This window comes from Campylobacter anatolicus (assembly GCF_018145655.1).
GTDB lineage: Bacteria > Campylobacterota > Campylobacteria > Campylobacterales > Campylobacteraceae > Campylobacter_A > Campylobacter_A anatolicus.
In genome coordinates this window covers 38,506-54,014 of record NZ_JAGSSY010000003.1, presented here as the reverse complement: position 1 = coordinate 54,014, position 15,509 = coordinate 38,506, and the positions used below count along the sequence as shown (strand labels likewise).

The 15,509-nt window shown below is 32.5% G+C and carries 17 protein-coding genes; 12 read left to right on the top strand and 5 right to left on the bottom strand.

Features of this window, described 5'->3' with window-relative positions:
• Positions 1-202: 202 nt before the first annotated feature.
• A complete protein-coding gene (locus KDE13_RS05605) occupies positions 203-2,779 on the bottom strand; it encodes an ATP-dependent Clp protease ATP-binding subunit (protein WP_212143078.1) in 2,577 nt (858 codons plus the stop codon).
• 194 nt (positions 2,780-2,973) lie between these two features.
• Here KDE13_RS05605 and KDE13_RS05600 point away from each other — a divergent pair, with 194 nt between their 5' ends.
• The 9 genes from KDE13_RS05600 (at position 2,974) to KDE13_RS05560 (ending at position 11,017) form a co-directional block, all read left to right on the top strand.
• The gene (locus KDE13_RS05600) at positions 2,974-4,260 is read left to right on the top strand and encodes a S41 family peptidase (protein ID WP_229204050.1); all 1,287 of its coding nucleotides are present in this window, start codon (positions 2,974-2,976) and stop codon (positions 4,258-4,260) included.
• Positions 4,261-4,278: 18 nt separating this feature from the next.
• The gene (gene purC / locus KDE13_RS05595) at positions 4,279-4,989 is read left to right on the top strand and encodes a phosphoribosylaminoimidazolesuccinocarboxamide synthase (protein WP_212141990.1); all 711 of its coding nucleotides are present in this window, start codon (positions 4,279-4,281) and stop codon (positions 4,987-4,989) included.
• 14 nt (positions 4,990-5,003) lie between these two features.
• Positions 5,004-5,258 (top strand): phosphoribosylformylglycinamidine synthase subunit PurS, encoded by a 255-nt coding sequence (gene purS, locus KDE13_RS05590; RefSeq protein ID WP_212141222.1) that lies wholly within the window; start codon positions 5,004-5,006, stop codon positions 5,256-5,258.
• Positions 5,255-5,920, top strand: coding sequence for a phosphoribosylformylglycinamidine synthase I (gene purQ, locus KDE13_RS05585; protein WP_212143077.1), 666 nt, complete (start codon positions 5,255-5,257; stop codon positions 5,918-5,920). The genes purS and purQ overlap by 4 nt, the downstream gene beginning before the upstream one ends.
• Entirely contained in the window at positions 5,914-7,230 is a 1,317-nt protein-coding gene (locus KDE13_RS05580; protein WP_212141992.1) for an SH3 domain-containing protein, read from the top strand. Before purQ ends, KDE13_RS05580 begins: the two co-directional genes overlap by 7 nt.
• On the top strand, positions 7,211-7,885 hold the full coding sequence (locus tag KDE13_RS05575) for a lysophospholipid acyltransferase family protein (protein ID WP_212143076.1): 675 nt from the start codon (positions 7,211-7,213) through the stop codon (positions 7,883-7,885). Before KDE13_RS05580 ends, KDE13_RS05575 begins: the two co-directional genes overlap by 20 nt.
• Positions 7,886-8,257: a fluoride efflux transporter CrcB gene (gene crcB, locus KDE13_RS05570; RefSeq protein WP_212143075.1), complete on the top strand. Its 372-nt coding sequence runs from the start codon at positions 7,886-7,888 to the stop codon at positions 8,255-8,257.
• 140 nt (positions 8,258-8,397) lie between these two features.
• The gene (gene htpG, locus KDE13_RS05565) at positions 8,398-10,257 is read left to right on the top strand and encodes a molecular chaperone HtpG (protein WP_212143074.1); all 1,860 of its coding nucleotides are present in this window, start codon (positions 8,398-8,400) and stop codon (positions 10,255-10,257) included.
• A 457-nt stretch (positions 10,258-10,714) separates the two neighbouring features.
• Positions 10,715-11,017: a hypothetical protein gene (locus KDE13_RS05560; RefSeq protein WP_212143073.1), complete on the top strand. Its 303-nt coding sequence runs from the start codon at positions 10,715-10,717 to the stop codon at positions 11,015-11,017.
• Between the two features lie 600 nt (positions 11,018-11,617).
• On the opposite strand, the gene KDE13_RS05555 is transcribed toward KDE13_RS05560, so the two are convergent.
• Positions 11,618-11,893 carry an EexN family lipoprotein gene (locus KDE13_RS05555; protein ID WP_212143072.1) on the bottom strand — a complete coding sequence of 92 codons (276 nt, stop codon included), beginning with the start codon at positions 11,891-11,893 and terminating at the stop codon, positions 11,618-11,620.
• Between the two features lie 212 nt (positions 11,894-12,105).
• Here KDE13_RS05555 and KDE13_RS05550 point away from each other — a divergent pair, with 212 nt between their 5' ends.
• Complete coding sequence (locus KDE13_RS05550; RefSeq protein ID WP_212143071.1) at positions 12,106-12,381, top strand: TetR/AcrR family transcriptional regulator; 276 nt, start codon at positions 12,106-12,108, stop codon at positions 12,379-12,381.
• 110 nt (positions 12,382-12,491) lie between these two features.
• Here KDE13_RS05550 and KDE13_RS05545 read toward each other — a convergent pair whose 3' ends face one another.
• The 3 genes from KDE13_RS05545 to KDE13_RS05535 are packed head-to-tail and all read right to left on the bottom strand — an operon-like array spanning position 12,492 to position 13,344.
• Positions 12,492-12,770, bottom strand: coding sequence for a helix-turn-helix domain-containing protein (locus tag KDE13_RS05545; protein ID WP_046037566.1), 279 nt, complete (start codon positions 12,768-12,770; stop codon positions 12,492-12,494).
• Positions 12,767-13,078: a type II toxin-antitoxin system RelE/ParE family toxin gene (locus KDE13_RS05540; protein WP_212143070.1), complete on the bottom strand. Its 312-nt coding sequence runs from the start codon at positions 13,076-13,078 to the stop codon at positions 12,767-12,769. The genes KDE13_RS05545 and KDE13_RS05540 overlap by 4 nt, the downstream gene beginning before the upstream one ends.
• Positions 13,072-13,344: a hypothetical protein gene (locus KDE13_RS05535; RefSeq protein WP_212141997.1), complete on the bottom strand. Its 273-nt coding sequence runs from the start codon at positions 13,342-13,344 to the stop codon at positions 13,072-13,074. The genes KDE13_RS05540 and KDE13_RS05535 overlap by 7 nt, the downstream gene beginning before the upstream one ends.
• A gap of 183 nt (positions 13,345-13,527) precedes the next feature.
• On the opposite strand from KDE13_RS05535, the gene mobP1 reads away from it, so the two are divergent.
• Together mobP1 and KDE13_RS05525 are read left to right on the top strand one after the other, a co-directional pair.
• Positions 13,528-14,388 (top strand): MobP1 family relaxase, encoded by an 861-nt coding sequence (mobP1, locus tag KDE13_RS05530; RefSeq protein WP_212143197.1) that lies wholly within the window; start codon positions 13,528-13,530, stop codon positions 14,386-14,388.
• Between the two features lie 11 nt (positions 14,389-14,399).
• The gene (locus KDE13_RS05525) at positions 14,400-15,047 is read left to right on the top strand and encodes a hypothetical protein (protein ID WP_212143069.1); all 648 of its coding nucleotides are present in this window, start codon (positions 14,400-14,402) and stop codon (positions 15,045-15,047) included.
• The last annotated feature ends 462 nt before the right edge of the window (positions 15,048-15,509 follow it).

Sequence of the window (15,509 nt, the reverse complement as noted above, 5' to 3'; positions counted from 1 at the left end):
TTATCGTAATAAATATTAACTTAAAATTCTGTTTAATTTTATTAAGTTTTATTTAACATTATTATAAATTTAACGTTTATTTAGGGATTTTAATAAATGATATAAATATTCTATTTTTACTTAGAATAGATTTTACGTAAATTTAAAAGAAGTTTTGGCGTGAGCTTAATAAGACACCTTCCTTACTCACGCCATTTTAAATTTAATGTTTTACATTTATAATGATATTTTCTTTATCGGCATCTATTATAATCTCATCACCACTACCTATCTCATCACGCAGTATCATCTCAGCTAAGCGATCTTCCACCAGCTCATACAATGCTCTACGAAGTGGTCTTGCACCATAGACTATATCAAATCCGGCAGAGGCTATAAATTTCTTAGCCTCTTCGCTTAAAGTCGCCTTTATACCGCGATTTGCAAGCACTTTTTCAAGCTCTTTAAACATTATAGCCACTATCTCTCTAAGTCCATCTTCACTTAGTGGGTTAAAGATTATCGTATCGTCAAGGCGGTTTAAAAACTCTGGTTTAAAGTAGTTTTTAAGTTCATTTTTAACCGCGTTTTCACGCTCTTCTCCCTCCAAATCCATAATAAAATTTGAAGCGATATTTGATGTTAAAATGATAATCGTATTTTTAAAATCAACTGTTACACCCTTATTATCAGTCGCACGACCATCATCTAAAATACCTAAAAGCACGTTAAATACATCTTTGTGAGCCTTTTCTATCTCATCAAAAAGTATCACGCTATATGGTCTCCTTCGCACCGCCTCTGTTAGCTGTCCGCCCTCATCATATCCGACATAACCAGGAGGTGCCCCAAGCAGACGGCTGACACTATGTTTTTCCATATATTCGCTCATATCAAAGCGGATCAATGCCTTTTCATCATCAAATAAAAACTTCGCTAACGCCTTTGCTGACTGTGTTTTACCAACACCAGTTGGACCTAGAAATAAGAATGATCCAATCGGTCTAGCACCTTCATTTAGCCCGGCTTTATTTCGCTTTATCGCACGGCTAAGTGCGTGTATAGCGGCATCCTGACCCACTACGCTTTCACGTAAAGACTCTTCTATCATTAGATATTTTTGTTTCTCGCTAGTTAGCATTTTTGAGACAGAGATTCCAGTCCATTTGCTTAAAATTTCAGCTACGATCTCCTCATCAACCTGATTTTTAAGCAATACTCCAGCTCTTTTCATCTCTTCCCATTTTTCTTCAAGCTGCTTTTGCTCATTTTGAGCCTCTAAAATTTTACCATATTCTATCTCAGCAGCCTTTTGCAAATCACCATTTCTGCGTGCCATCTCAGCTTCATTTTTAAGTGCATCTATCTGCTTTTTAGCCTTAGAAATTCCACCAAAAACAGCCTTTTCATTTTCGAATTTAGTATCTAACGAGTGTTTTTGCTCATTTAAATTTGCTATCTCTTTTTCTATCTCACCCAAACGCTCGGCATTTTTCTCTACATCCTCCATTTTTAACGCCTCTTTTTCTACCTGAAGCGTTACTATCTCACGCTTTATCTTAGCTAACTCATACGGCTCACTCTCTATCTGCATTTTTAGCTCCGCTGCTGCTTCATCTATTAAATCTATCGCCTTATCTGGCAAAAAGCGATTTGAGATATAGCGATCGCTTAACTTTGTGGCAGCGACAAGTGCGCTATCGGTTATAGTAACACTGTGATGAACCTCAAGGCGTTCTTTGATACCACGTAAAATTTGCAAAGCCTCATTTACACTTGGCTCACGCACATCAATAGGTTGAAAACGGCGTTGTAAAGCGGCATCTTTTTCAAAATACTTGCGATACTCTTTAAGTGTTGTCGCACCAACAGTATGCAACTCACCACGTGCTAGAGCTGGCTTTAATATATTTGCTGCATCCATACTGCCCTCACTCGCTCCAGCCCCGACTATCGTGTGAATCTCATCTATAAAAAGTATGATGTTTCCAGCTTTTTTGACCTCATTAATGACCGCTTTTAATCTATCTTCAAACTCTCCGCGGTATTTTGCCCCAGCAATTAAAGCACTCATATCAAGGGCTACAACACGCTTATTTGCAAGGCTAGTTGGAACATCACGAGCAATTATCTTTTGAGCTAGACCTTCAACGATAGCCGTTTTACCAACACCTGGCTCACCAAGCAAGATAGGATTATTTTTACTCTTTCTTATTAAAATTTGCATCATCCGTGTGATCTCCTCATCGCGTCCGATAACTGGATCAAGCTCTGAGTTTAACGCTTTTTTAGTTAAGTCTATGCCAAATTTTTCTAAACTATCAAGCGTTTCATCACTCGTTTGCGTATCTATCTTACGTCCTGCTCTTATAGCTTCTAAATTTTTACGCACCTCAAGTACGTCAGTAAATTTTGATAAAATTTCTCTTATCTCGCTTATCTCCAAAGCAGCCATTATCCACGTATCTACGGCGATATAGCTATCTCCAAGGCTTGTCATTAAAGCTTTTGCAGCCTCAAGTGAGTTTATAAGCTCTCGTGAGATTTGAACGTTTTCTTTAATGACGTTTGAACTAGTTGGTAAATTTGAAATTTTACTTTTTATCTCTAGCTCCATCGCCTCTTTTGAGACAGACATTTTGTTAAATACTTGATTAAGCAACGAAGTACTATCAGCCACCAAAGCCCATAGTACGTGTAGTGGCACGACTTGCGGATTTTTAGCGTGAAGTGCTAAAGCTACGCCTTTTTCTAAAGTCTCTTGCATTTGTGCTGTTAAGTTTTCTGCTAAATTTGCCATATTTTCTCCTTTATTTATAATGATGGTATTATATAACTTTAGTGCTTTAATGTCAAGTTATTAGCACTTAATATTTATAAGTGCTAATAAAATTTAGCACGATTTTAAATTTTTATATAAGAAATTTATAAATTTAGCCGTTTTTTAGGCAAAAATTATTAAAATTCGTTTTTATCGCAAAATTAGGAGATAATTTGAATATTAAATTTTTAGCCACACTGCTATTTTGTGGGCTACTTTCATCAAATTTAGTTGCTAAAAGCGACAGTGATGCAAATACAAGGCTTGAGGCACTTGCAAAACTAACCAAAACCATATCAACAGTCGAAAAATACTACGTTGATGATATAAAATTTCAAGAGTTAATTGACAAAGCTATAAGTGGCTTAATGCAAAATTTAGATGCACACTCAGGATTTTTAAACGAAAAAGCATTCAAGGATATGCAGATACAAACAAACGGCGAATTTGGTGGTCTTGGCATAACTGTTGGTATGAAAGATGGGGCTTTAACCGTTATCGCACCTATAGAAGATACTCCTGCCGATAAAGCTGGTATAAAATCAGGTGATATAATCGTCCGCATAGATGGCAATGCAACTATTGGCACGACTATAGATGAAGCGGTCAATAAAATGCGTGGTAAGCCAAAAACTCCAATAACAATAACCATCGTACGAAAGGGCGAACAAAAGCCATTTGATGTAAATATAATACGCGATATCATCAAAGTAGAATCAGTCTATGCTAAAAAGATCAAAGATGAAAATATACTTTATATCCGTGTTACAAATTTTGATAAAAACGTAGTTAGTAAGGCAAGCGAGTTTATAAAATCAAATCCAAAAGTAAATGGTATAATCTTAGATCTTAGAAATAATCCAGGTGGTTTACTAAATCAAGCTGTTGGACTTGTAAATTTATTTGTTGATAGTGGCATTATCGTATCCCAAAAAGGTCGCGATGCTGATGATAATATAGAGTATAAAGCAAGCCCTAGCAATACTTTAACAAAAGCTCCTCTTGTAACCTTAGTAAATGGTGGAAGTGCGAGTGCAAGTGAGATAGTAAGCGGTTCGCTACAAGATCATAAACGTGCCGTTGTTGTAGGGGAAAATACATTTGGCAAGGGTAGCGTTCAAGTTATACTTCCTATAAATGATGCAGAGGCATTAAGGCTAACTACTGCAAGATACTATCTGCCAAGTGGCAAAACCGTTCAAGCTGTAGGCGTAACACCTGATGTTATCGTCCATCCCGGCAAAGTCCCACAAAGCGATAGTAGCACGTTTTCTATAAAAGAGAGTGAGTTAAAGGCACACTTGCAAGGTGAGTTAGAAAAGATAAACATAAAGCCAAGTGAAGCAAATAAAACTGAGCAAAAAGATGAAAAAAATATCATAACAAAACAAAAAATAGATGAAGATATACAGTTAAAAACAGCAATAGATGTCATAAAAGTCCTAAAAATAAAACAATAACTCAAAAGGAGCAGTAAAATGGAAAAGAGAGAGCTTATCTACGAAGGTAAAGGTAAAAAAATGTATGCGACTGACGATCCAAATTTGTTGATCGCTGAGTTTAAAGATGACTTAACCGCTTTTGATGCACAAAAAAGAGGTAACGAGCCTGGCAAAGGTGCATTAAACAATAAGATTAGCACACAAATTTTTAAACTTTTAAAAGAAAATGGTATTGCAACTGACTTAGTCGAGACTATAAGTGATACAGAGCAGCTTGTAAAAAGATGTGATATCATACCTCTTGAAGTCGTTATTCGCAATATTGCTACAGGCTCACTTACAAAGCGTTTAGCTATCGCAGAAGGTACCATTTTGCCATTTCCATTAGTTGAGTTTTATTATAAAAATGACGAGCTCCACGATCCTATAGTAACTGATGAACATTGTATTATTATGGGTCTTGTAAAGAGTGAAAAAGATCTGCAAACTCTACGCCATATCGGACGTGAAATAAACTCTATACTATTTAAATTTTTCGAAGAGAGAAATTTAAAACTAGTTGATTTTAAGATAGAATTTGGCATGGATAAAGATGGTAACATACTTCTTGCCGATGAGATAAGTCCTGATAGTTGTAGATTCTGGGACGCTACGACAAATGAAAAGTTGGACAAAGATCGCTTTAGACAAGATCTAGGGAGCGTAAAAGTTGCTTACGAAGAGGTTTTAAGAAGAATTTTATCATAATTTAAAGGTAAAAAATGAAAGCAATCATAAATATAGCTCTTAAAAGTGGCGTTTTAGATCCAGCTGGTAAAGCAACAGAACACGCACTTAGCTCACTTGGGTTTAACAACGTTTCGAATGTGCGTATAGGTAAGCAGATTGTATTAAATTTAATCGATGAAAAAGACAGCGATAAGGCCAAGAAGCAGCTTACAAAAATGTGTGAAGAGCTGTTGGCAAACACTGTTATCGAAGAGTATGAGATAATCATCGAAGAGAAGACGCTATGAAAGTAGCCATCGTCCTTTTTCCTGGCACAAACTGCGAGACAGATACAGAATATGCATTTAAACTACTTGGTTGTCAGACACAAATTATTTGGCACAAGCAAGATAATTTTGAAGCTGACTTAGTAGTATTGCCCGGTGGTTTTAGCTATGGTGATTATCTGCGAACAGCAGCGATTGCTAAATTTTCTCCAGTAATGAAAGGTGTCATTGCTCACGCTCAAAAAGGTGGCTATGTGCTTGGAATTTGCAATGGTTTTCAAATGCTAACTGAGCTTAAGCTCCTAGATGGTGCGATGAGACGCAATAAAAATTTAAACTTTATCTCAAAATACCAATATTTAAAAGTATTTTCAAACAATAATAAATTTTTATCAAATTTAAATGCAGGTGAAGTAGTAAATATACCATTAGCACACGGAGAAGGCAACTTTTTTGTTGATGAAGATGTATGTAAAAAGCTATATGATAATGACCAAATTTTATTAAAATATTGTGATAAAAACGGTAAAGAACTCGATATAAATGGCTCGATAGACAACATTGCAGGCATTTGCGACAAAAGCAAAAAAATATTTGGTCTTATGCCACATCCTGAACGTGCTTGTGAAAAAATTGTAGGCACAGATGATGGATTAAAAATGTTAAAAGGGCTAGTTTGTTAAAGATTTTACTACCCCTTTTGCTTGTTATAAATTTATACGCAGCTGATAGAAGTAGTGAAGTAAGCGTGTTTGATATGATGGATAATGCTAGAGAAGATAAGTTAGTCAATCAGCCACAATCACATCCTACTTCACAACTGCCTACACTAAATTCAGTGCAAATTTCACCAGAAACAAATACTGACATAAGCTCAAAACTCACGACACCACAGACATTAACACCAGATCAATTAAAAAATATAATCCCTACAAACGAGCCTGATATATCGGTACCTGATTCTCAAATTTATGAGCGTATAAAGGCAAAAGAGCTACTTTTACAAAGCACAAATATGCCAAGATCGGTTATTGTCGGTGAGATATTTAGCATAGATGTTACAGCAAATACACAAAGTGAACTAGAACTGGAGTTTAATACTCAAGTAGATGAAACAAATATCAAATGGCTTAATAGTAAAAATTTAGAGTGGGTTTCGCTCGGTGGCGGTAAATATATAGCTAAATTTTATCTAGAAGCTAAAAATATAAATGCAAAAAGTGTGCGAATAAGCCTAAATTTAAAACGAAATGGCGAATACTACCAACACGCAAATATAAATGTATTTATGCCAAAACTAAAAGAGCTTAGAAGCGATGAAAATTATAATCACATCGTAGCTGATAGCTTGGAAGTGAAAAAATTTAAGACGACAAAATTTGATGACATAAATAATATAATGGTTGTTGAAATCGTTGGTAAAAACGTCGATTTAAGTGCATTTTATATCGAAAATAAGACTATTTTAAAACAAGGCGTAGACACTATAGTCGGAGATTTTAATTCACAAAGTGCATATTATTTTGCTGTCTTTAAGCCAAATAAAAAAACGCTTGACTTTAACTACTATAACTTAAAAAAAGCTAAATTTGAGAGTTTTTCGCTCCCTGTGAGCGTTGAAGATGATGATGTTAGCACTCAAATCGGACTAAATCCAAAACAAAGCGAACTAAACACTTACAAAGATATTGCGATTTACTCACTTGCTACGTTATTTTTTATATTGGCGTTGATTAGACGTAAATTTAGCTATTTTTTCGTTGCAGCAGTGTTTATCACGCTCGGAATTTATACTTATAACCCTTTTGGCAAGGCTGTATTAAAACCAAATGTAAGCGTAAGCATACTACCGACTAGAAATTCAACTATATTTTACACATCACAAACAAAAGAAGATATTGAAATTTTAGGCGATAAAGAAGAGTGGTATAAAATTTTATTTAAAGATGGCAAGATAGGTTGGGTAAACAGAGATGATCTTATCAAAAATTAAAGCGATTTTATACGCTATAGAATTTATCATCAGCGTCATTTTAATTATATTTTTTATGTGGTTGTTTCCAAAACACATGCATAAAGCTCGTCGTATTTGGGCCAGAATACAAAGATTTTTTGGGCTTTATGAGATTGAAATCGTAGGTGAGCCGGATTTGGATGCAAATATCATACTTATAAATCACCAAAGTATGCTTGATATCATTGTAATGGAAGAAATTTACCCTAAAAATCTCAGCTGGGTTGCCAAAAAAGAGATAGGAGATATACCAATAATAGGCAAAATTTTAACTCTACCAAAGATGCTACCGATCGATAGATCGCCACGTGGAATAGTAAATTTAATAAAAGAAGCTAAAGATAGATTACAAAGTGGTCGTGTTATAGCTATCTTTCCAGAAGGCACTCGTGGACGTGGAGAAAAACTGCTTAAATTTCAAGTTGGTGCAAAAGTGCTAACTGAAAAGCTAAATTTAAAAGCCCAACCTGTCGTGATAGTTGGTACGAACATTATGGATGCTAAACGTTTTTCGTTTAAAAATGGTAAGATCAAAATCATCTACATGCCTCTCATTGATACTACCAATGAGAGATGGTTAGAAAACACGCGTGATACAATGCAACAAACACTTAGCAAAGAGTTAGCAAGATAGATGCTTATGCTTAGTGCATTTTATGTAGGGTTTGGTGGATTTCTCGGTGCAATTTTACGATATTTTTCAAATTTGATTTTTTTAAAATTTACTGTTTTACCTTTGCCTTTATCAACGCTATTTGTCAATATTTTAGGTGGATTTTGTATAGGATTTTTACTAAATTTACAAGCTTTACAAAATGTAAATTTAAAATTATTTCTAATCACAGGACTGCTTGGTGGATTTACTACATTTTCGGCTTTTACAAATGAAAGTTTGACACTTTTTCTATCACAAAGCCCTATTTTAGCCATTTTTAATATCATTTTAAATGTCTTACTCTGCCTTATATTTTGCTATATCGGTAAAATTTTAGCTGTAAAGTTTTAATATATTTCATATTTTATTATTTTATGAAATTATTTTAAAGTTATTTAGTTTAAAACTTGACATAAATCCTATCAACTTTAAAATTTATTTTAGCACTCTATGGTATAATATGCCAAAAATTTATAAAAATAGGAGTTAAAATGGCAGATAAATTTGAATTTCAAACTGAAGTGAATGACCTATTAAATTTAATGATACATTCGCTTTACTCAAACAAAGAGATATTTTTACGTGAACTTATCTCAAATGCAAGTGACGCACTAGATAAGCTAAACTACCTTTGTTTAACAGATGAGAGCTACAAAGCTATAAATTACACTCCACGCATTGACATTACTGTGGATAAGGACGCAAAAACGCTAACTATCAGCGACAACGGTATTGGTATGAGCAAAGACGAACTCATATCAAATCTCGGCACTATCGCAAGAAGTGGTACAAAGGGCTTTATAAACAGCCTAAGTGGTGACGCAAAAAAGGATAGCTCACTCATAGGGCAGTTTGGTGTGGGCTTTTACTCAGCATTTATGGTGGCAAATAAAATTGAAGTTACTAGCCGTAAAGCCCTAAGCAACGAGGCTTTTATATGGAGCTCAGATGCAAAGAACTACACTATCGCTTCAACAAACAAAGAGAGTCACGGCACGAGTATAGTTTTACATCTAAATGATACTGAGTTTACCGATGAGTGGAGGCTTGAGAGTATTATAAAAAAATACTCAAACCACATCCCATATGCTATATTTATGGATAAGCAGGAATATATCGCACCAGCTGAGGGCGAAAAGGATGGTAAGTATGAGAGTAAAAATACACAAATCAACCGAGCATCGGCTCTTTGGCGTATGCCAAAATCTAACTTAAAAGCAAATGATTACAATGATTTTTATAAGCAAATAAGCCATGATAGCGAGGATCCGTTGCTTTACATACACACAAAGGCTGAGGGTAAAGTGGAGTATAGCACACTGTTTTACATACCAAGCTCTGAGCCGTTTGACCTATTTCGCGTAGATTATCAAAGTGGCGTAAAGCTATATGTAAAGCGTGTATTCATAACTGATGATGCCAAAGAGCTACTGCCACCGTTTTTACGCTTTATCCGTGGCGTCATAGATGTAGAGGACTTACCACTAAACGTGAGTCGTGAGATTTTACAAGAAAATGCGATAATGCGAACTGTAAAAGAGCAAAGTATAAAGAAAATTTTAAGCGAACTAGCAAAACTAAAAGATAGCGATAGAGAAAAATATATAAAATTTTACAAACTTTTTGGCAAGGTTATCAAAGAGGGGCTTTATGGATTTGGTAACGATAAAGAGCAAATATTAAATTTAGTAATGTTTAAATCAAATAAACGCGACGAATTAATTAGCTTAAAAGAGTATAAAGACTCAATGAAAGATGATCAAAAGAGTATCTATTACATCAGTGGCAACAACGAGAATATGCTAAAAAACTCACCCCTTTTAGAGAGCTTTAACAAAAATGATATTGAAGTGCTTATAATGGATGAAGAGATAGACACTATCGTGATGCCGATGGTAAATGAGTTTGATAAAACTCCGATAAAATCGATCTCACATGCTGATATAAACGATGAGATAAAGAGTGATGAGACGCCAGTAGATGAAAGCAAAGTCGCAAATACCCTTGTAAAGATGCGTGAAATTTTAAAAGATGATGTTAAAGATGTGCGTTTAAGCTCGCGTTTAAGCGACTCGGCGGCAGTTTTAATCTATGATAAAAACGACCCAGACTACGCTATGCAGTCAATGCTAAGACAGATGGGACAGGCAGATAACTTACCAAAAATCAAGCCAATACTTGAGATAAATGCCAAACATGAGATATTTACAAAGCTTGAAAAAGACGTGAGTGCAGTCTATGACATTGCACCGCTTTTATTAGGTATGGCAAAGCTAAATGAAGGCATAAACCTAGAAAATCCAGCTGAGTTTAGCAAAAAATTAACAAAAATAATGCTAAAAGCGATATAAGTTTAATTACTTCTTAAGTTTTGCCCTATTTTTAGGGCAAAACTCCGCTACTGATTTAAATTTTGTAAAATCAAAAATACAGATATGATTTTGAGTATAAAAATTTTAAAGATGACAAATTAACCATATTTATTTTAAAAAAATTAAATAAAAAGACATGAAAAACTTTATTTTAAATAAGATATAAATCATTACGCCAAGCATGATAGATATGCCGATGAACGGATTTGTTAGCTTATTTTGTTGTCTCTGTTTTTATAAAGTTATTTCAGCTATTATAGTCTTAAAAGTCAAAAGATTTAAGCAAACAATACACAAATTAGTATAACCATTGTATAATCACTAAATATTTTGAGAGGTTTAGCAATTATTATAGTTGGTAGTTGTTGCTAGTTTTTATATAAACAAATCTTAAATTTTGTTGATTTATCTTAAAAGTTTTTTAAAAAGATTTACAATGATAAGCGGTTCAAACAGTATCTCGTTTTTAAAACTACCCAATATAGATATCGCTAGAGTAAACAAAAACTACTCTTTAAAAGAAACCATCAAGGTTAGTGATGAGATCATGACTTCGGTAGAATATCTCAATAGACAAGCACAGATAGAGTATAGGACAAAAGACTTTTTAAGAGCCCAGTCAAGCAGTATTATTTCAAAACTACGTGTAAATAATATTATGAATATTAATTATAAAATCAAGATGGCTCATTCAAAAAAATTAATACAAACAACTTACTCAATAGAAACAATGGCTTAGACTATCATTATAGCTCGTCTCCGACTTTAGCAGGAGACTTTGGAAAATACGATTTTACATATTTAATTCAAAGTATTTGATTGGAGAATAGCAAAGAATGACGAACTTCTAGTAACAATAAAACAGCAAGAGCAAGAATTTGAAGTGTTGCGAAGAATGATAAAGAGAGTATAAATTTAACAAAAAGCTTGAGCTTTGCGTAGTTATAGTATTTTATATAACTTTATGATATAACACTTGCAAATTTATTGCAAGGAGGATACAATGCAAAAACTTCAAAGAGTGGCTGGATAATTTTACATCCACTAATCAAATTAGCCCCAACGATACCTTTACATTTACTAAAAAAGATGGTAGTAAAGATGTTGTTAAGGTAAGTCAAATTTTAGATTTTATTGTTAAATCATCTGAAAAAGAGCAGGACAAATTTAAAGCTAGTTTAGAAAAAGGGTTAGAGGTAAATAACCTTATAGGGTATGCAGATAAATGCTAAAAAAGCAGATGGGGCAAATGAGGTTTTAAATAAGCTTTATGATACTAACGCAAGTAAGATTGATTTAAATAAAAAATAACGGCATAAAATGCCATTAAACAAGTAAATTATTTTGTTTTATTTTTGTCAGGACTTTTATCTTCAAAAAAGTCATCGCCAAGACCAGTTCCCATTCTTTTCATAGCCTGAGCTTTAAAAGCATTTTCGCACTCTTGTTTTTGGCTGTCAGTCATTTTCTCTGCCTTTTGACATTTTGTGATAACTTTTTCCATCTCCTCAGGATGATTTTTAAAATACTCTGCTGTTTTAATCTCTTGCTCAAAACAACCAGTGAGCGAAAACAAACCAACAACTAAAATGCTACCAGCGACTATCTGTTTCATAGTGGTTTCTCCTTTGTTAGAAATTTATTGCTAATTTTATCTTAAGTGTCATTAAAACTGTATAAAAAAATTACTAAACAGTTACACATAAATAAACTTAGTATTTAAATGCTAAATTGTTTATGCTATAATTTTAAATAACAAATTATTTTTTAAATATTTTGAATTATAATATAATTTTATTTAAAAAATCAAGGGATAATTAAAAAAAAATGATGAAAAAAAGAGTTGATGCAATAACTTCTTTTAAAAAAGAAATAGCAAATAAAATAAATATAAGCATTCAACCCCTTTATAACTGGGAAATAAGTAAGCCCAATCTGTATAATTTAATACTTAGCTACTATAAAAAAGATTTACAAAAAGTTACACCAATCGAACAAGAACTATTAAATCATTTTAGAAAACTTGATAAAACTTCTCAAGAAATAATAGCTACTGAAATAAAATTAAAAGCTCTTAAACAACAAAATACTAAAAATTTATAAAAGTACTATATTTTCAAAAATAACGATGATACTAATTTAGAAAAATTTTGCCGAGAAAAATCTCGGTTTTCGAGATTTTTGACACGTATTTTAGGGGTATAAAATAAAAATTAACGATTTAGGCTAAAATCAAACTTCAAACCGCACGCAGCAACATAATTTTGTAAGGTTGAAAATTTAAAATCCGCATCCGCAGAACCTTCAAACCTAGCCACAACACTTTGAGAGACGTTCATTAGTTTTGCAATATCCGTCTGACTAAGTCCGGCATCAAGTCTTGCCCTTACTAGCCTCTTTTTTATCTCAAATAGCGGTATATTCTTTGAACCAAGCTCATTAAATTCGTTATTTTGTAAGTTTTTAGCAAGCAGCCTTTTATATCCGATCATTTGATTTCCTTTAGATTTTTAAAATTTATCTTTGGTAAATTTTCTTTGTAAATCAAAAGAATTGTAATAGTGTCATTTGTATTATCGACGTAAAACGGAACAACGTAGCCTTTATAGATCAGATCTCGAACGTTTTCGTTTTCGGCATCAAAATTTTTACGATAACTATACGGCATAGAAGCTATTTTTTCTATTTCGGTGCGTAGATTTTTTGTAAATTTATCGGCTCGTGATTTACTATCTAGTGCAATAAAATTCCTAATTTCAGAAAGGGCGTCAAAAAAATCATCGCTATATATTATTACCACACAAAGCCTTTCTCAGCCATTTTTGCTTCAAATTCTTGCGATGTGTATGTATTTAGCTCACCGCTTTGAGCCTTTGCAACCACTGCTTTTAGATATTTAGCGTCTTCTTTGCTTAGTCTATTTTCAGTTGGCACCTCTAACTCTTTGGTTTCTAAGGTATTAATATACTTGATTTGATACTTTGGCGTCATAGCTTGTGCCATTGCACTAAATGCTCCGATTGCTTGTTGGCTAAGGTTTTCGCCCATAATTGTGATTGTTTGCATTTTACCCCTTTATTGAAAATACAAAGATTATATCTTTAATATTATAAAATATAGCTTGAAAGCGATAAAATAATCAAACTTTTGCTCGGTTTTTGACAAGAAAAAACTCGTTTTTCGCAAATTTAGACCCCTAAAGTAGGGTGTTTGAGATGGCTTAAACAAGTATATTAAACAAGAAATAATATTAAAGAGCTTTTTTATAAAAAACGAGTAAATACAAATGCCAAAAAACCAAAAAGAGAAACATTAAATTTTGTTTTTTCTATGAGAGATCATTTGCAAGCACCAGCAAACAAAATTCAAGAAGCTGCCATAAAAGTTTTAAAGGAAAAATTTCCTGATAATTATTTTTTAGCTGCTATTCACAATGATACAGATAATCCACATTGCCATATATGTTTAAAAATTACAGATGCTCATGGAAAAAGAATTAATCCTAAAAAATCTGACTTAGATGATCTTAGAAAAAATTTTGCTTTAGAGCTTAACCGAATGAATATTGATGCTACTGCAACGATTAGAAAAAAAATCCAGATTAACAAAGATGGAAAAATTATTGATGAGCCTGAAATAAAATCACACCATTATGAAGTAACTGGGTTTGGTGAAGCACCATATAAATTTAACTCAGATAATGATCAAAGTTACTATGTAAATTATAAAACACCGACAGGGAAAATTGTAACTATTTGGAGCAAGGATTTAAAAAAAGTTATTGAGGAAAATAAAATTAATGTCGGAGAATTTTGTCGCTTTGCTATTACTGGAGAGCAGGAGATGAAATTTGTTTATTTTGATAAAAAAACGAAAAATACAATCGAAAAAACATCTTATAAAAAAATGTGGGACGTTTCTGTAAATGATAGATTGGAAAAAGAGTTAAAGCCTTTAAAAAAATACTCTATGCCAACTATCAAAATTTTAAAGAAATTTAATGCAGAAATTAAACAATATATTAATCAAACAGTAGTTAAATCAAAAAATGATACAATTAAAATTAGCCAAGATTTGAATATGCAAATTAATGAAAAAACGTTACAGTAATCAGGATGAAAATGCAAAAATTTATAAAAACAATAGATAATATAATATCAAAAGAACGCCTTAGTTCATATAATAGCATAGATGAGCATTGTAAAAATTTAAGGACAATTGCAATACTTACTCCAAACATTGCCATGATAGAAATATCTATAAGAAATATTGTTGATTTTTATTTAAAGCAGATATACGGTACAGAGTGGATTAAAAACTCAAATCATGAACAAATACTTGCCGAAAAAATAAGCATAGATAAAAGATTTAAATTTGCTGATCTAACGCATGATCAGTATTTATCAAATTTTAGCTTTGGTAAAATTATATATTTAGCCAAAGAAAACCATTTGCAAATGTATATATTTGAAAATTTAAATGAGTTAGATTTTAGGGCGTTTAGCGATAGCAATAGAAATTTTTTCTTTTTCAATGATAGAAAAAACGATTTTTCCGATATAGATAAAGCCGACATTTTGTTGAGCCTACTTCTTACTATTCGCAATCGATGTTACCATTGGGAAAATATACTAAAAATAAGATCTGTTAATAATAAAACATACCCAAGGATCACCTATAGGCTTAATGATACAAATATAGGCATTATGCCAAAAGAGCTAAATAAATTTCTATCTGATGTATTAAATAAGTTCATTGGGATAGTTTAGAGGGATATGGCATATCCCTCAAGGCGTCTAGTCCGCCTCTCGAAGTATGAGTAAATTTTATCAAAAAAAACTTAAAATTTGTTAAACAAAATATATAGTAGTATCAGTTTTGATAAAAACTGTTTTTAATTTCGGCATAATCTAAATTTAGATTTTTTGCATATATCTATAAAATCACAAATTTTTATAACAATATTTCTTAAACTATTTTGATTATATATTGCCGTTTCATGGTTGATATTAAAATGTTCTTTCTCTTTAAAAATATCTTTACTGCATTCATTGTCTATTTTGTTGATTAACATCTCTTTGTTTTAATAAATTTGTTCGAAATTATAAAAATTGCTTATAGTGTATGTATATTTTTTATTTAAGAAATATACCAATTTTTACAATTTTTTATTGAATTCTTAAGCCATTTTTTTACTTTAAGCTTTTTAAACCTTAAAATACATTTTGAGA